Consider the following 16,472-nt stretch of genomic DNA (forward strand, 5'->3'; position numbering starts at 1 on the left):
GGGTGGACGTGGAATTTCGCAATCTGACGCCCTTCGATGCGCTGTGTTTTAGCGCGCTGGGCATGGACGATCAAGAGTACCCGGTGCTGGCCATGAAAGTGGGTTATCGGTTGCTGCCGATTGACGGGCATCCGGGGCAGTTCCGCGCCGAGGTGATGGATGAGGATCCACTGGCGCTGTGCACCGCTGATCGCTACTACGGCGAGGAAGGGGCAAGCAGCGTCTGCGAGGAAAGTGACCTGGCGCCGTTCAAGCCACGCTGTGATGTGATCGTGGTGGGCAATACTCATGCACCACAAGGTCAACCAGCAACGCAGTGGACGGCCGGACTGCGCATCAGTGTGCCGGTGGCGCCGCCGCCCAGAATCGAGGTGCCGCTGCCGACGCCGTTGAGTCCCGGCGAACGGCTGACCGAGTCTCAACTGGTCGAGTGGCAAGCCGCACGGCAAGCGGTGTTTAAGCAGTGGGCCAACGCACCGACCCGCCAGATTTTTTTAGATAAGTACCTGAAGTTCACAGGCCCTCGCCACTTCCGCCACAGCCTGTTCTGTGGTTGGCATTTGACCGAACCGCAGCTCGCCACTTCGGTGCCCTTGCGCTGGGAATGTGCCTTCGGGGGCAGCAGCGTAGTACCCAATCCCGAACATGCGGTTGATGAAAACACTCCGCCGTATTTACTTAACGAGGTGTGTTACAGCAACCCGCTGGGCCGAGGCTGGATCGAAAAGCGCCAGGAAGACCTTGGCTATCAACTGGACAAGCCGCTGCGCGAACTTCCTGCACCGCAGATCGAGCCCTTAGACAAACCGGTGTGGCGCCTGGATCGGGTCAAACATCCCGAGGGTGAACTCGATGCCCACGGCATGGCGCAGGTCGCGGCCAGCTACAAAAACCAACCAGTGGGGTTTGGTGTGGTGGGCCGTGCCTGGGCACCGCGACTGCCATTGGCCGGGCGCTATGACGAAACCTGGCAGCGCGAACGCTGGCCGGGCTTGCCACGAGATTTCGACTTTGCCTACTGGAACGGCGCGCCCGTGGATCAGCAGATCGATTTTCCGCCGCCTGCGTTTCGTCTGGAACTGTTCAACCTGACCAATCCCGACCTCACACCCGACGGCACGTTGTGCGTCGAACTGCCCGGCCATCGCACCTTTGTGCTGATGCGCCTGCACAACGGCGCCATGCTGCCGCTGCCCATGCTCACCGACACCCTGCGTATCGACGCCGAGGCCATGACACTAGCGCTGACCCATCGCATCAGCCTGCCCAATCACCTGGGCATTCGCGTACTGGAAGCGCGCTTCGAGACGGATCCAAATGCCCCGCTGATAAAGCGCGCAGCCAGGGAGGTGCTCTGACATGGCCGATAACGTCATCGCCCGTAAACAAGGCAAATGGAAGGTCATCAGTATCGTCCCGGATGTGTGCAAGACGCCGATGGGCAGCGCCCTCCCGCCGGTGCCCTACCCCGTCACGGCTGAACTGAAAACCGCTACCGGCGTGGCCAAATCGGTACGTGCCAACGGCAAGCCGGTGGTGGTGTTCGACAAGAGCCTGGTGCCGACCACCAAGGGTGATGAGGCTGGCGCCGCCAAAGGCATCAAGAGCAACACAGTGGGCGGCAAGTGCTACCCACTGGAGAAGAGCAGCAGCGTACGTGCCGAAGGCAAGTTGGTGGTACGCCATGACGACAAGTTCTGGATGAATGGGGCTTAACGCATGGCCGAACCGATCAATCTAGCCCCGATGCAGGTGCATGCGGTCAGTGTACCCGTCCGACGTCCTCCCGACAGCATCGCCGGCCCGGACGAAATGATGCTACAGCTCGGCGAGAACGGCGGCGTGCAAGTCGACGTGTTTGGGCGGGATGCACAAGGTAATGAACTGCACGAAAGCCGGGAGATGCAGGAGTATGAATACGAGGAAATGCGCAAAGGCTACTTGCGCGCCGAACTGGCGACGATGCCGCCGTTCAGTTCGTTCAAGAGCGGTAATACCATTGGGCGGGTTGTGGGTGAGACGGCGCCTTTGGCAGTTCCGGCATCACAGGCCAATCCGCCGATAGAGGCCGAGACCGAAGAGGAAGGCATCACCGGCGAGCAGATCCTGGATGGCATCCAGCTGGGCTTGGATGTGTTTGGCCTGATCCCCGTGGTCGGGGAAGTAGCCGATATTGCCAGCGGTATCATTAGCCTTTTTCGCGGGGACTACGTGGGCGCAGGTCTCTCGCTACTCTCGGCGATTCCGTTTGTCGGCTATGCAGGCAGCGCTGGTAAAGCCGCACGATACGGTACGAAGATGGCTGAGGCGTCGGGCAAAGCGGGTAAGGAGGTTGTTGACAAAACGGCGAAAAGAACCGATGAAGCTTCCGAACTATTAGCAAAGAAGACCGATCCCGAATTAGATATTCCATCAAATTCTAATGATGGTTTTAAAGCCACCCCAAGAGAGAAGTCTGCAAGGGAGATGTTTTTAGGGCGAACTCCAGGCAAGAGTTCAAAAACAGGGCGCGAGGTCGAAGACCGAATGCGGGCCGAAGGAAAATTACGGGAGAACCCAATTACAGGTAAAACAGAGTTCCAAGCCTCCGACAAAAATTGGTATGATCTTAGCAAGGCCGACATGGCCCACAAAACAGATGCTGTCACATGGTGGAACACTACTGGTAGACATCTAGGAGCGAAGAGTAAAGAAGTCAGAGAATGGATGTTAGATAGCAAAAATTATGAACTAGACCATTTCAGCATCAATAGGTCGGCAGGCGCAAAGCTTGGACAAACTTACAAACCCCCAACAAAGTAGGTACATGATGGAATCCACATTGACGCCAGAGCAGATTGAAAAAATTGGCAATCTTTCAAAAGAAGGACGTGAATACTGGAAAAAAAATCAACTAAGTGAAGCCGAGTCTTGTTTTTTAAGAGCTTGGGGGATTATGCAATCCCCAAAATCAACACTTGATTACTCTCAAAGTATTGCCAGAGGTCTCGTTGCTTTCTTCAAAGAAACTAAACAATACGAAAAAGCTATACATTGGCTAGCTGTGATGCACGACTTATACGCTCCACAACCTAGCGACTACGTTGAATTTATTGAGGCGACGGTCTATTTTGATTCAGGAAAAACCTCTATTGCATACGAAATTTTTGACAAACAATATAAAAAATATGGAAAAAGACCTTTTACAGACGAAGATAAAAAATATCTAAACTTTTACCTCACACAAAAAAATGTAAAAAAAATGAAATGAATCTACCTGACAGAATTTACGAAAGCATCACCCTCTTATCAGAGGAAGGAAATGCTCTTTATGACGATTCGGCATTTGAAGGGGCAATTTCAAAGTGGTCACAAGCACTAAATTTACTACCCACACCGCAAGCATCCTGGGAAGCCTTCACATGGCTTTCCGCCTCAATAGGTGACGCTTTTTTTCAACTTACACAGTACCCTAAAAGCCTTGAAAATCTGAAGGATGCACTCAATGGCCCTGATGGGCTAGACAACTCATTCATTCACTACAGAATTGGACAATGTCAATTGCTATTAGGCTTCGATGAAGAGGCAATTACTTCGCTGCTAAAAGCTTACATGTTAGATGGGGATGCTGTTTTCAAAGCCGATCCGGATGGTGAAGTTTACCTCCAAAAGTTGAAGGCCCAACACTTGATTGACGGCTAATTCGCGCCGCGCTCCAATTTCAAACTGACGACATCGCAATTGCGGGGCATCCCTTCGAAGTGGACACCCCGGTGCGCTACGTGCATGGTTTGGTCAGCCTGTTCCAACAAGGCGACACCGGCTTTCGCCGCACCCGCTACACCGCGGTAGTCGAGCCGACCCTGGCGCGTTTCAACCTGCGTTCCAACTGGCGCATCTTCCAGGCCCAGACCGCGCCCGACATCATCACCAACATGCTGGCCGAGCAGAAACTGACCGACATTCGCACTGAAATCTGCTTCGAGCACCAACCCCGCGAATACTGCGTACAGGCCGGCGAAACCGACCTCGACTTCATCGCCCGCCTCGCCGCCGAAGAAGGTCTGCTCTACACCTTCGAACACCGCGCCGACGGCCACACCCTCGTCCTCACCGACCGCGTCGGCGGCCTGGGCACCATCGGCACCCACACGGACTGCCCGGTGATCTACCAACCCATGGGGGGCGGCGACTCAAAGGAACCGGCGTTGACCCGCTTCCACTACACCGAACAAGTGCGCACCGCACGCCAGGTGCAGCGCGACTACACCTTCACCCACCCGCGCTACAACCAGCAGCACACCGCCACCGGCGACCAGGACCTGAACAACCAGCACAAGGACTACGAACGCTACGACTACCCTGGCCGTTACAAGCGCGACATTGCCGGTAAGCCTTTCACCAAGACCCGCCTGGCAGCCCTGCGCAACGACGCCAAGTTGGCCCATGTGGAAGGCGACGATGAACGTCTGCAACCGGGATTGGCCTTCGACCTCAACGATCATCCCCGTGAGGACTTCAATGATCGTTGGCGCACCATCGCCATCAAGCATGAGGGCAAGCAGCACACCAGCCTGCAGGAAGAGTCGTTTGGTAGCGGCCTTGGTACTTCTTATACGTTGAAGGCCAGTGCCATCCGCTGGACCTCCGATTGGAAAGCGCCGATGCGTCCCAAACCCTGCATCGACGGTCCGCAGATCGCCACGGTGGTCGGCCCGCCGGGAGAAGAGATCTATTGCGACGAATGGGGCCGGGTCAAGGTGCAGTTCCCATGGGACCGTTCGGACAAAAACAACGACCACAGCTCCTGCTGGATCCGCGTCACCCAAGGCTGGGCCGGGGCGACCTGGGGCTCGATAGCCATCCCGCGTGTGGGTCAGGAGTTAGTGATCAGCCACTTGGACGGAGATCCTGACCAGCCGATCGCCACTGGGACCGCCTACAGACAGACCAATTTGCCGCCCTACGAGCTGCCCAAACACAAGACGCGGATGACCATCAAGAGCCGAACCCACAAGGGCGAAGGTTTCAATGAGCTGCGTTTTGAGGATGAGTTGGGCCAGGAGGAGGTGTTTATCCATGCCCAGAAAGATCAGAACACGGTGGTGAAGAACAACCAGACCCAATCGATTGGCGCGGACCGAAGCAGCCAGGTCGGCCAGGACGAAACCATCACCGTCGGCCGCACCCGCATGCGGGTGGTGAAGGCCAATGACACCTTGAAAGTGGGCGGCAGCAAAAACGACCACGTCGCTGGTGAGTATTACATCGGCGGGGGTAAACAGCTGCGTCTTGAGTGCGGCAAGACCGTCATAGAACTCAATGAAAACGGCGACCTGAATATCACCTGCGAGAACTTCAACATCACTGGAATGAACGCCGGCAAGGTCAACACCCTGTCAGGGAAACTCGATTTGAACATGAGTGGAAAGGCTTCCGGCACAACGGCGAACGGCGTCAGTGGCGCGGAAATCCAGAGCGATGTGGACGGCTACTTCAACCATGAATGACTCCAAGAGGATGGCTCCAATGCGCGAATACATCACCCACGATTTGATCATCGGGCTAGGAAACGAAATGCCTGACGACAACAGCGTCAACATGCTGGTGTTCAAGACGCGCGGCACCACCCTGGTGCTGGCACGCGGCCTCATGGACCCACAGAAAACGCTGGCCGAGACCTATACCCACCAGCTCACCGAGCTACGCAAGAAAGTCACAGCCTTCAAATGCACCAAACCAGCAGAAGTGCGGGTCGGCGTTGACCGCAACATTGTCGCGATGGAAGTCCAGACCGAGTTCACCCAAGGCAACGCGCTTTCCTGCCAGTACCAACTGGCCTGTGAACTGCCTGGCGAGACTCGGTTACTGGCATTGACTTACAGCAAGGGCAGCACGCTCACCGAAGCTGATTTCGACCATTGGGAAACCCTCAAACAATCCCTTCGGTTCGCCTGAAACGCTCTTCGCGTACTGACCTGATTGCAAGGAAGATAATTCATGGCAGACACCGTACACGCCGCCCGCGTGGGCGACCCCATCCTGCACACCTCCGCGTTGGCTGAGTTTTGCGCCACTGTGGCGGAAGTTGTCGTGTACGCGGCGGTCACTGCTGCGGTGATCGCGGCGGCGCCTGCCATCATAGGCACCGCTGCCGTAGCAGCGATAGGCGCGGTAGCGATCAGCGTAGGGGCTGGCTTGCTTGTGTCGGCGGCGAGTTTGATTCCTGCTGGTGACAAATCCATCGGCGAACACTTCAGCGACGCGTGTAGTGGCTTTTTCAACGGGATCTTTCCGCCAACGCCCCAGGGCAACATTGCAAGCGGTTCCGTTGATACTCGCATAAATAGCGAACTAGCGGCCCGTGCCGCTGGAACACAAACAGACGAGCCGGACGAACCCGATGAGCTTTCGGCCAAACCCAGTGTGATGGACGCCATTACTGGAGTGTTGATCGGCCTGAATCCGATAAGCGCCGCATACCAAAGTGCAGTTGGCGTCTACCAATCTATCGACAGCATTTTCAACCCACCCGTAGTGGTTGCACCTAGCAGCGGAACCCGACCCGCCGAACTGGACCAGGTGGTGTGCATGCGGCATTTGCCCATGCCTACCCAATATCTGGCTGAAGGATCCTCGGAAGTCTTCATTAACAGTCAGCCCGCCGTCCGTAGTGGTGATCGCACCACTTGCGAGGCCACCGTTGGCTCGGATACCGACGTGTCACCGGATGTTCGCATTGGCGGCGAACCTTTAGTGGTACGACCCATTCACGGAGGTAAAAGCAAAATCGGCATGGTGACGGGCATCATCGTCGGCATCCTCGTCGCGCGAAAGTTCGGACCAAAGAGCTGCTCGGTGGGCAACCCGGTAGCGGTGTCCACCGGCAGCAAGTTCCAGGATGGCCCAGAGGATCTGGACTTCACTCTCCCCGGTATCCTGCCGGTCATCTGGGCACGGCGCTACAACAGCAATGACCGTCGCGACAACGGGCTGTTCGGCGTCGGCTGGAGCGTGTTCTACGAAGTCGAAATCGTAAGCGTGCCCCACCCGGACGGTGGCGACCTGTGGGTGTATATCAATGCCGAAGGCGAGCGCCTGGAGCTCGGGCAACTCAAGCCCGGCAATCGTTTTGTCAGCACGCTTGATGGCTTGGCATTCTTCGAAATGGGCAATGGCCTGACGGTGGTCGAGGACATCCATGACGGCCTGTATCAGGTCTTTGAAACCGACCCCCACAACCCGCAGCGTTCACGACTGGTGCGCCTGGGTGACCGTAACCGGAATACAGTCAACCTGCACTATGACGAGCAAGGGCGATTGCTACACCTGCTTGATCCCAATAGCCGCATCACCGTGCGCCTGCGCTACAACGAGCTGCACCCAAGCCGCTTAGAGCTGGTTGAGCGCCTATATTTCAGTGATGAAGGCCCCGGCCATCTAGAGCGCACCGAGCCTTTGGTGCACTACCGCTATGACAGCCATGGCGATTTGAGCGCCGTACTCGATACCAGCGACCAAGTGTTGCGGCGCTTCACCTACACCCCCGAGCGTTACATGAGCAGCCATACGCTGCCCACCGGCGCCACACGTCACTATGCCTGGACGTCTTTCGAAGTCCCCGAGCAAGGCCCACAATCCGTCCGCGCCGACGGCACGCCCTACACCCTGCCGCCTTTGCTGGAACCACAGCCCGACCACGAATGGCGGGTCACCCGCCACTGGGGCAGCGATGGCGAGGACTATCACTTTCAGTACGACCTGGCCAAGGGCGAAACCCTTGTCGTCGACAGCCTTGGCCGTGAAGAACGTTACTATTGGGGTGCGCTGTACGAGGTCTACCACCATATCGACGCATTGGGACAGTGCTGGCACAGCGACCTGCTCGCCGGGCAACTGCTCAGAACCACCGACCCACAAGGTGGCGAATGGCACTACGTCTACGATGACATTGGTCGCCTGATCGAAACCCGTGACCCGCTCGGCCGTAGCGAATACATCCTCTACACCGAACACTGGGCGCTGCCGCTGAGCATCACCGACCGTGGCGGCCACACCCACACCTTCAGCTACGACGAACGCGGCAATCTGCTCAGCGAAAAAGACCCGCTCGGGCACACCACCCGCTACCGCTATGACCCTCAGGGCCAAGTGGTGGAGATCATCGATGCCCACGACAGACACAAGACCCTGGCCTGGAACCGCTATGGGCAACTGCTGCTGTATCGCGATTGTTCCAATTCGGAAAACCACTACCGCTATGACCAGCGCGGCTATCTGTGCGCCAGCACCAATGCCCGTGGCGAGACCACCCAGTACCGTTACGATGCACGCGGCCACCTGATCGAAAGCGAGCGCCCCGACGGACGCATCGACCGCTACCAGCGCAACCTGGCCGGCCAGCTTACCGACTATATCGACCCGGCCCTCCTGCGTACCCAGTATCACTACGACCCCAGCGGGCGGATCCAGCAGCGTATCGATGCGCTGGGGCATAAGGTGCGTTTCAGCTATGACGCTTATGGGCGACTGCAACAACTAAGCAACGAGAACAACGAAGCCTACCGTTTTGAATGGGATGCACTGGATCGTTTGACCACCCAGATCGATCTGGACGATAGCTACCGTGTCTATCACTACAACGCGCTGGACGATATCACCGGCACCGACGCCCATCCCACACCCGCGCCGGAACCACGCAACACCTATGAAGACGGCCCGCCACCGAGCGAATCGGATGCGCCGATCCGGCATCGCTTCACCCGCGACGCGGTGGGTCGTTTGCTGCGTAAAACCACCGACGACGGCATCACCGACTATGCCTACGACGCGGCTGACAATCTGCTGGCCATCACTTTTAAAGCGCACAACGGCGAACAGCAGCAACTGAAATTCCGCTATGACGCCCTCGGTCAACTGCTCAGCGAAAACAGCGACGCGGGTGAACTGGGCCATCGCTACGACGCCCTGGGCAACGTGGAAACCCTGACCCTGCCCGACCAGCGCCAACTCAATCACCTGTACTACGGCAGCGGCCACCTGCACCAGCTCAACCTCAATGGCCGAGTGATCTGCGATTTCGAACGCGACCAACTGCACGACGAAGTCCTGCGCACCCAGGGCAGCCTGCTGACCCGCACCCGCTACGACCACAGCGGCCGTCTCAGCCAGAAAGCCCTGCACTACCGCAACGCCGCCCGCGAAGAGCTGCCGCTGCTGCAAAAGCACTACCAGTACGACGCCAGCGACAACCTGATCATCGAGCGCCTGACCCAGACCCAGCGCCGCGGTGGCAGCGATCCACGCCAACCGCTGCCGGACGACGGCCTGCTCGGGCGCTTCCTCGGCCAGAGCCATGGCAAAAGCGTCGAAGGCAACGAGCACTACAGCTACGACGCCACCGAGCGTCTGCGCGACCATCGCCATAGCACGCCACAAAACCCGGAACGGCACCGCGAAACCTACAACTACGACGCCGCTGCCAACCTACTGCCCACTGGCCGCATGAGCGGCTACGTCAAACACAACCGCGTGCACGTGTTCGAGGACAAGCGCTACCGCTATGACCGCTTTGGGCGCCTGAGCGAAAAACGCATCGGCAGCCACACCGTGCAACGCTTTCGCTACGACGCAGAGCAACGCCTGGTCTGCGTCGAGCAGGATCAAGGCTGGCAGAGGTTACGTAGCGAGTACCGCTACGATCCGCTGGGGCGGCGCATCGGTAAACGGGTGTACCGCAATGACAGCGAACAGCCACAGAGCGATGTGCAGTTTGTGTGGCAGGGGCTGCGGCTGTTGCAGGAGGTGGAGCATGGCTTCGGCAGCCTGTACGTGTATGCCGATCCCGACAGCTATGAGCCACAGCGTCGAGTTTGGCTACGACGCCTATGGTCGCCTGCTGCACCTGAGCAATGAAAACCGCGAACGCTACCGCTTCGAGTGGGATGCGCTAGACCGCCTGCTGGCCCAGCAGGACCTGGATGGCAGTGGACATATCTACCAGTACGACCCGGTTGGGAGAGGTCACCGGCATCCGCCATATCCCCGCGCCGCTGGCCGAACCGGAACTGGACGGCAAAGACGCGACCGAGCCGCACACGCCGCTAGAGCATTATTTCGAACGTGATGCCCTCGGACGGTTGGTCCGCAAACGCACCGACGACGGCGTCACCGAGTACGCCTACCATAACGCCGACAACCTGCTGTCGATTGCCTTTATAAACAAACAAGGTGAAGAGCAGCGGCTCGTCTACACCTACGATGCCCTCGGTCAACTGCTCAGCGAGCCCAACAGCGCCGGCCTGCTGCAGTACGACTACGACGAACTGGGTAACCTGCAAACCCTGACCCTGCCAGATCAGCGCCAGCTCAACCACCTGTACTACGGCAGCGGCCACCTGCATCAGCTCAACCTCAATGGCCGGGTGATCTGCGATTTCGAGCGCGACGCACTGCACGAGGAAGTACTGCGCACCCAAGGCGCCCTGCACACCCGCACGCGCTACGACCGCAATGGTCGCCTCAGCCAGAAGGCGTTGCACTATCAGCAGGTTGCCCGCGAGGTGCTGCCGTTGTTGCAGAAAGACTATCAGTACGACGCCAGCGACAATCTGGTGGCGGAGATACTGACGCAGACCCAACGCCCAGGTGGCAACCGCCCGACCACGGCGGCCAATGACGACAGCCTGATTGGTCGCTTCCAGAACCAATCATCGACCGGCAAGAGCTACCAAGGTAGCGCCCAATATGGCTACGACCCCGTCGAGCAAATCCAGAGCATGCACCGCAACAGCCCTGGGGTGCAGGGCCAGCATATCGAGAGCCTCAACTACGACCCGGCCGGCGATGGCTACCAGGTCAACGGCCTGATCAAGCACAACCGCGTGCAGGTGTATCAAGACAAACGTTATCGCTATGACCGCATTGGGCGGCTGAGCGAAAATATCAATGCCCGTGGCGAGCACATTCACTATCGGTATGACACCCGCGGCTACCTGATCGAAAGCCAGCACCCGGACCTCTCAGGCACTGCATAGGACCCGATCTGCGGTAGCGTCCCCCCCATCGCGTGTTTTCCACCTCCATTGAAAGATCGCTCCTACACCTTTGCCAAGCACTTCCGACGGCCCCATCTGAAATACCCAACAGTCACGAAAAATAACGAGCTCTTTTCCAAAATAAACGTTATGTATTCAGTTGTACTGGGCAAGAAGCCCACGTCTCCATTCACCTCATGAAGAACCAGGATCATGCCAAGTACTCCACACTCTCCCACACTGCGTACTGCCCCCGGTACATCCCTGCACCCCCACCAGCTCACCCGAGAGGAAGAGCAACTGGTGCGCAACTACCGTTGCTTGTCGGAACAGGATCGTGAAGCGGTGCGATGCCTGATGTTTGCGGTCAGGGAAACCAGCGGGTCCGAATGCGCTCACCCATAAAAAGTGACGCCGTCATGGGGCGGCGGACGATGAAGTACCTGCGGGGTTGGATACGTTGCCGGGAGCCTGTCGCCAACACCCTCGCGTCCAGAAGTTGATAACCGTTGCGAGCCATTCCTTGCTCCTTGTGTAACTCCCTGTGTTTTTTGCCCCGTTCACGATGCGGGCTCGCTGAGTATAAACACGACGCTCACCTAGCCCAATTTCCATGCCGCAAAGCCCCGTCGGTTGAACACGACAATGCGCTCATTTCAATCAGACATGGGCCGTTTCCATAGCTTGATCAATCAGCGTCCAGCCGCGTGACCGATAAGCAACAACGGGCCGCTAGACCCTGCTGTAGCTGATTTCCTACAGATCCAGAAATATCTGCCGTGGGTTCCGTCTCGATTTCGGCCAAGTGATTGTGGGAGCAATTACGTGTTCCTAGACTCCGCAGCCGTAGGGCAAATCCCTGTCCATTCGAAGATTCGAACAGGCGGCATGTAGTAAAACGCCCTGCTCGCTGCCGCCGCCACTCGCAAGGAGCCACACCCGTGACCAAAACCTCAACCACCCTCTTACTGCTGGTACTGGCCAGCCTGCTAACAGGCTGTTCCACCACTCCCAATGTTCTGCAAATGCACAAAGTCACCGCCGAAGCGATCGGCCTCGCTTCAACGGATGAGCTGACCATGGGCCCAGTGACCAAAGGCAAGGAAGACTTCCTGGGTGGTGCTGAACTGACATTTAAAGCCACGACAGCAAAGGGCCGCGTATTCAACTGCTCGACATTCATGACCCCGGGCATCCTGCTTGAGCCGCCGACGTACTCGCGACTGACCTGCACGAAGTAAGCCCGACATCCGGTGCGGGCATCGCGCGCGACATGACGGCCCTGCCGGAACGAGGCGTTCCGTTCCAACAACAAAAAAGACGCCAAAGCGTCTATTCCACAAATCGCGGGCAAAAAAAAGCCACTCATTAGAGTGGCTTTTTTCTTTAATGCTTGGAGCGGGAAACGAGACTCGAACTCGCGACCCCGACCTTGGCAAGGTCGTGCTCTACCAACTGAGCTATTCCCGCTTGGTGATGCGCATTGTATAGAATCCTCAGCACCCGTCAAGCCCTTGATTCAAAAAAGTTTTATTTCTTTTCAACGGTGGTGCGTAGGTGGGGCCAGGCGGCGCGCAGGTATTGGAGCATGGACCACAGGGTCAAGCCGGCGGCGATCAGCAGCAAGGCGTAGCCCGTAAGGACCCAGAACGAGAAGTCCGATGGGTTGGCCAGCAGGATGACCAGCGCGAGCATCTGCGCGGCGGTTTTCCATTTGCCCATGTTCGACACGGCGACGTGAGCGCGGGCGCCGATTTCGGCCATCCATTCGCGCAGGGCCGAGACGACGATCTCGCGACCGATGATCACCGCAGCCGGCAGGGTCAGCCACAGGTTGCCGTGCTCCTGCACCAGCAGCACCAGGGCGACCGCCACCATGAGCTTGTCGGCCACCGGGTCGAGGAACGCGCCAAAGGGCGTGCTCTGTTCCAGGCGGCGGGCCAGGTAGCCGTCGAGCCAGTCGGTGGCGGCTGCGAAGGCGAACACGGAGCTTGAGGCTACATAGCTCCATTCATACGGCAAATAAAACAACAATATGAAAATCGGGATAAGCAGGACGCGTAGAACGGTAATCAGATTAGGGATATTCATCGGCACAACTGGCTACGAGGTGAGAAGGCATTCTATTCGCTGTGCAGGTTTGCATAAATCAGCTCAGCGAGCTTTTTACTGATACCGGGTGCTTTGGCTATCTCGTCAATGCTGGCACGGGACAGCTCCTGCAAGCCACCAAAATGTTTAAGCAAGTCGCGACGCCGTGTCGGACCTACCCCGGCAACCCCTTCCAGGGTTGAGGTTCGCCGGGTTTTGCCACGCCGCGCCCGGTGGCCGGTAATGGCGAAACGGTGGGCTTCGTCGCGGATCTGTTGAATCAGGTGCAACGCGGGGGAGTCGCCCTTCAAAGTGAACTCATGGGCGGCATCATTCAAGTACAACGTCTCGAAACCGGCCTTGCGCGTGGTGCCCTTGGCCACGCCGAGCAGGATCAGGTCGGGCACGGCCAATTCGTTGAGCACGTCTCGCGCCATGGATAACTGGCCCTTGCCGCCGTCTACCAGCAGGATATCGGGCAGCTTGCCCTCCCCGTCCTTTAATTTGCTGAAACGCCGCGTGAGCGCCTGGTGCATGGCCGCGTAGTCGTCCCCGGCGGTAACCCCTTCGATGTTGTAGCGCCGGTAGTCGGACTTGATCGGCCCTTCCGGCCCGAACACCACGCAAGAGGCCACCGTGGCCTCACCGCTGGAGTGGCTGATGTCGTAGCATTCCAGGCGCTGGGGCGGCTCTTCCAGATTGAGGACCTCGGCCAAGGCTTCGAAGCGTGCGGCAACATGCTGTCGATTGGCCAGACGTGCGCCCAGGGCCTGTTCGGCGTTGGTCACCGCCAATTGCTGCCAGCGCGCGCGGGTGCCGCGTACGCGATGGCTGATGTCCAGCTCACGGCCGCGCAGCTCGTGGATGGCCTCGATCAAGGTGGGGAAGTCTTCATGTACCACGTTGACGATCAGTTCCGACGGCAGGTCGCGCTCGGGGCTGCTGACGTAGTACTGGCCAAGGAACGCGGCCATCACCTCGGCAACGTCTTCGTCGATACCGGTCTGCGGGAAGAAGTTCTTGCTGCCCAGCACCCGGCCAGCGCGCACGCTGATCAGGTGCACGCAGGCACCACCCGGGTTGACGAAGGCGGCGATCACATCGACGTCGCCGGTGCCGCCTTCCATGCTTTGCTGGTCCTGGACCCGGCGCAGCAAAGAGATCTGGTCGCGCAATTCCGCGGCCTTCTCGAAATCCAGGGTGCTGGCGGCTTGCTCCATGGCCACGGACAGCTCATCGGTGAGCGCATTGCTGCGCCCTTCGAGGAACATCACCGAGTGGCGCACATCCTCGGCGTATTCTGCCGGTTCCACCAAGCCTACGCAGGGCGCCTTGCAGCGCTTGATCTGGTATTGCAGGCACGGCCGCGTGCGGTTCTTGTAGAAGCTGTCTTCGCACTGGCGCACAAAAAAGGTTTTTTGCAGCAGGCTCAGGCTTTCACGAATCGCGCCCGCGCTGGGATAGGGGCCGAAGTACTTGCCCTTCTGCTTCTTCGCCCCACGGTGAATGCTCAGGCGTGGGAAATCGCCGTCCGATAGAAACACATAGGGATAGGATTTATCGTCGCGCAGCAGGATGTTGTAGGGCGGCCGCCATTCCTTGATCAGCGTCTGCTCAAGCAGCAGCGCCTCGGTTTCATTGGCGGTGATGGTGGTTTCCACCTGGGCGATGCGCGCCACCAAAGCGGCGGTTTTCGGCGCCAGGCCGGTCTTGCGGAAGTAGCTCGCCAGACGGTTCTTCAGGTTCTTGGCTTTGCCCACGTACAGCAGGCGCGCCTCGCTGTCGAACATGCGGTACACGCCGGGGCGGCCACTGCAGGTTGAGAGAAAGGCACTTGGATCAAACGGTGTGGTCATGTCAGGCGCTGGCGTCCACCATGCCGTGGCGCACCGCGAGCAGGGTCAATTCAACATCACTGCTGATGGCGAGCTTCTCGAAGATACGATAGCGGTAGGTGTTGACGGTCTTGGGCGACAGGCACAGCTTGTCGGAGATCGTCTGCACCTTCTGGCAACCGACGATCATCAGGGCAATCTGGATTTCCCGCTCCGACAGCGCATCGAACGGCGAATCGCTGGTGGGCTGAAAAGACTTGATGGCCAATTGCTGGGCAATCTGCGGGCTGATATAGCGTTGGCCGGCAAACACCAGGCGAATGGCTTGCACCATCTCCGCCAGGCCCGCGCCTTTAGTGAGATAACCGGCTGCACCGGCCTGCAGCAGGCGAGTCGGAAACGGGTCTTCCTCGCACACCGTCACCACCACGACCTTGATGTCGGGATGGCTGCGCAATAATTTGGTCGTGGCCCCCAGGCCGCCGATGCCCGGCATCTTGACGTCCATCAACACCACATCGGGTTTCAACTCTCGGGCCTTGATCAGGGATTCCTCCCCGGACTCGGCCTGGCCGACTACTTGCAGGCCGTCGATGTCAGCCAGCATTCGTGTAATGCCTGTACGAACGAGATCATGGTCATCGACTACTAGCACCCTAATCAAGCAGACACCTCGCGATATGGTCTTATAGATTGCTGAACACCTTAGCAAAAAACCAAGGCGCAGACCTAGGTGCAAGTGGCATATATATAGAGTTTTGACGCGCTGCGGCTGTTCGCCGGGGGGCAAACAGCGCTGTTTCCTGGGTGAAAGGTCAGGAATCCGTGGCGGGCGGCTTGGATTTTCCGTTCAATACGGATGAATGCTCGGCCAATGTGCTGGTCAAGCGACGGATTGCATCCTGGTCTTCCTTGAACATGGCGCGGTAGTTACCCAATACTTTTTCTTCGACCTGGCTGAGGTTATCCAGTTGGATCGGCGTTGGGCTGCCGGTCAACACGTACAGGAGGTCCACACCTCTTTCGGCGACACGAGACAGATAGTCGGCCTTGGGTGCACGACCGCCATTTTCATATTTGCCTTGTGCGTTGGCTTCCACGCCTCCTATTTCACCAAAAACTTTCTGCGACAGGCCAAGCCGCTCTCTTTCTTGCCTTAAGCGCGAACCGATTCCACTCATTTGGATGTATGATCCTAGATTGGCACACCCCAAGAGGTGACACACCATCACTTCGTTAAACAAACTTGAACGGTTTTGAACTATGCCCGGTATCCGCACTGCTGCACAAGCCAAGGCTTGGCTTGAACACCAAGGAAAGTCAGTTCAAGCGTTTGCCCGGGAGCATGGCGTGGACCCGGCAACCACCTATCAAGTGCTCGCTGGGCGAAAAAAGGGACGGCGTGGAGAAGCCCATAAGGTGGCGGTCCTGTTGGGCATGAAAGAAGGGATTATCGTGGATGAGCCCGAAGCTCGAACCCAAGATCAGCAAGGCGTTAACTGACAGCAGTATGCGCTTATTCCTACGGCGT

Annotated in this window: 15 protein-coding genes and 1 tRNA gene; 11 read left to right on the plus strand and 5 right to left on the minus strand. The window is 58.1% G+C overall.

The annotated features are described in order from the left end of the window. Positions 1–8: 8 nt before the first annotated feature. From BLU48_RS14115 to BLU48_RS14160, 10 genes are all read left to right on the plus strand, one after another. The gene (locus BLU48_RS14115; RefSeq protein WP_057024165.1) at positions 9–1,358 is read left to right on the plus strand and encodes a DUF2169 family type VI secretion system accessory protein; all 1,350 of its coding nucleotides are present in this window, start codon (positions 9–11) and stop codon (positions 1,356–1,358) included. Between the two features lies 1 nt (position 1,359). After that, positions 1,360–1,716 carry a DUF4150 domain-containing protein gene (locus BLU48_RS14120; RefSeq protein ID WP_057024166.1) on the plus strand — a complete coding sequence of 119 codons (357 nt, stop codon included), beginning with the start codon at positions 1,360–1,362 and terminating at the stop codon, positions 1,714–1,716. 3 nt (positions 1,717–1,719) lie between these two features. Continuing rightward, positions 1,720–2,802, plus strand: coding sequence for a GH-E family nuclease (locus BLU48_RS32295; protein WP_082636687.1), 1,083 nt, complete (start codon positions 1,720–1,722; stop codon positions 2,800–2,802). Positions 2,803–2,809: 7 nt separating this feature from the next. Then, positions 2,810–3,250: a tetratricopeptide repeat protein gene (locus BLU48_RS31715; protein ID WP_124356100.1), complete on the plus strand. Its 441-nt coding sequence runs from the start codon at positions 2,810–2,812 to the stop codon at positions 3,248–3,250. Continuing rightward, complete coding sequence (locus BLU48_RS14130; RefSeq protein ID WP_057024167.1) at positions 3,247–3,681, plus strand: tetratricopeptide repeat protein; 435 nt, start codon at positions 3,247–3,249, stop codon at positions 3,679–3,681. Before BLU48_RS31715 ends, BLU48_RS14130 begins: the two co-directional genes overlap by 4 nt. A gap of 71 nt (positions 3,682–3,752) precedes the next feature. Next, positions 3,753–5,489, plus strand: coding sequence for a type VI secretion system Vgr family protein (locus BLU48_RS14135; protein WP_231989043.1), 1,737 nt, complete (start codon positions 3,753–3,755; stop codon positions 5,487–5,489). A 19-nt stretch (positions 5,490–5,508) separates the two neighbouring features. Then, on the plus strand, positions 5,509–5,937 hold the full coding sequence (locus BLU48_RS14140; RefSeq protein WP_057024168.1) for a DcrB-related protein: 429 nt from the start codon (positions 5,509–5,511) through the stop codon (positions 5,935–5,937). Between the two features lie 42 nt (positions 5,938–5,979). Next, positions 5,980–9,894 carry a DUF6531 domain-containing protein gene (locus tag BLU48_RS14145; protein WP_231989044.1) on the plus strand — a complete coding sequence of 1,305 codons (3,915 nt, stop codon included), beginning with the start codon at positions 5,980–5,982 and terminating at the stop codon, positions 9,892–9,894. A 65-nt stretch (positions 9,895–9,959) separates the two neighbouring features. Then, complete coding sequence (locus BLU48_RS14155) at positions 9,960–11,015, plus strand: RHS repeat domain-containing protein (RefSeq protein ID WP_082636689.1); 1,056 nt, start codon at positions 9,960–9,962, stop codon at positions 11,013–11,015. A 941-nt stretch (positions 11,016–11,956) separates the two neighbouring features. After that, the gene (locus BLU48_RS14160; protein ID WP_043050238.1) at positions 11,957–12,256 is read left to right on the plus strand and encodes a hypothetical protein; all 300 of its coding nucleotides are present in this window, start codon (positions 11,957–11,959) and stop codon (positions 12,254–12,256) included. Positions 12,257–12,409: 153 nt separating this feature from the next. On the opposite strand, the gene BLU48_RS14165 is transcribed toward BLU48_RS14160, so the two are convergent. From BLU48_RS14165 to BLU48_RS14185, 5 genes are all read right to left on the minus strand, one after another. Further along, positions 12,410–12,485 (minus strand) — tRNA-Gly (locus tag BLU48_RS14165). 60 nt (positions 12,486–12,545) lie between these two features. Then, positions 12,546–13,106 (minus strand): CDP-diacylglycerol--glycerol-3-phosphate 3-phosphatidyltransferase, encoded by a 561-nt coding sequence (pgsA, locus tag BLU48_RS14170; RefSeq protein WP_034119069.1) that lies wholly within the window; start codon positions 13,104–13,106, stop codon positions 12,546–12,548. A gap of 32 nt (positions 13,107–13,138) precedes the next feature. Then, positions 13,139–14,962 (minus strand): excinuclease ABC subunit UvrC, encoded by a 1,824-nt coding sequence (uvrC, locus tag BLU48_RS14175; RefSeq protein WP_057024170.1) that lies wholly within the window; start codon positions 14,960–14,962, stop codon positions 13,139–13,141. Position 14,963: 1 nt separating this feature from the next. Next, positions 14,964–15,605, minus strand: coding sequence for a response regulator transcription factor GacA (gene gacA / locus BLU48_RS14180; protein ID WP_003190387.1), 642 nt, complete (start codon positions 15,603–15,605; stop codon positions 14,964–14,966). Between the two features lie 151 nt (positions 15,606–15,756). After that, positions 15,757–16,122 (minus strand): helix-turn-helix domain-containing protein, encoded by a 366-nt coding sequence (locus BLU48_RS14185; RefSeq protein WP_057024171.1) that lies wholly within the window; start codon positions 16,120–16,122, stop codon positions 15,757–15,759. 82 nt (positions 16,123–16,204) lie between these two features. Between BLU48_RS14185 and BLU48_RS14190 the strand changes: the two genes are divergently transcribed. Next, positions 16,205–16,444 (plus strand): DNA-binding protein, encoded by a 240-nt coding sequence (locus tag BLU48_RS14190; protein ID WP_046072005.1) that lies wholly within the window; start codon positions 16,205–16,207, stop codon positions 16,442–16,444. Positions 16,445–16,472: the final 28 nt, after the last annotated feature.

The sequence above is a fragment of the Pseudomonas synxantha genome, assembly GCF_900105675.1.
Classification (GTDB): domain Bacteria; phylum Pseudomonadota; class Gammaproteobacteria; order Pseudomonadales; family Pseudomonadaceae; genus Aquipseudomonas; species Aquipseudomonas synxantha.

Excerpts from the sequence above, each read along its gene's own strand:
- BLU48_RS14120 (WP_057024166.1), top strand. The coding sequence starts at position 1,360 with ATGGCCGATAACGTCATCGCCCGTAAACAAGGCAAATGGAAGGTCATC.
- BLU48_RS32295 (WP_082636687.1), top strand. The coding sequence starts at position 1,720 with ATGGCCGAACCGATCAATCTAGCCCCGATGCAGGTGCATGCGGTCAGT.
- BLU48_RS31715 (WP_124356100.1), top strand. The coding sequence starts at position 2,810 with ATGGAATCCACATTGACGCCAGAGCAGATTGAAAAAATTGGCAATCTT.
- BLU48_RS14130 (WP_057024167.1), top strand. The coding sequence starts at position 3,247 with ATGAATCTACCTGACAGAATTTACGAAAGCATCACCCTCTTATCAGAG.
- BLU48_RS14140 (WP_057024168.1), top strand. The coding sequence starts at position 5,509 with ATGCGCGAATACATCACCCACGATTTGATCATCGGGCTAGGAAACGAA.
- BLU48_RS14145 (WP_231989044.1), top strand. The coding sequence starts at position 5,980 with ATGGCAGACACCGTACACGCCGCCCGCGTGGGCGACCCCATCCTGCAC.
- BLU48_RS14155 (WP_082636689.1), top strand. The coding sequence starts at position 9,960 with ATGGCAGTGGACATATCTACCAGTACGACCCGGTTGGGAGAGGTCACC.
- pgsA (WP_034119069.1), bottom strand. The coding sequence starts at position 13,106 with ATGAATATCCCTAATCTGATTACCGTTCTACGCGTCCTGCTTATCCCG.
- uvrC (WP_057024170.1), bottom strand. The coding sequence starts at position 14,962 with ATGACCACACCGTTTGATCCAAGTGCCTTTCTCTCAACCTGCAGTGGC.
- BLU48_RS14185 (WP_057024171.1), bottom strand. The coding sequence starts at position 16,122 with ATGAGTGGAATCGGTTCGCGCTTAAGGCAAGAAAGAGAGCGGCTTGGC.
- BLU48_RS14190 (WP_046072005.1), top strand. The coding sequence starts at position 16,205 with ATGCCCGGTATCCGCACTGCTGCACAAGCCAAGGCTTGGCTTGAACAC.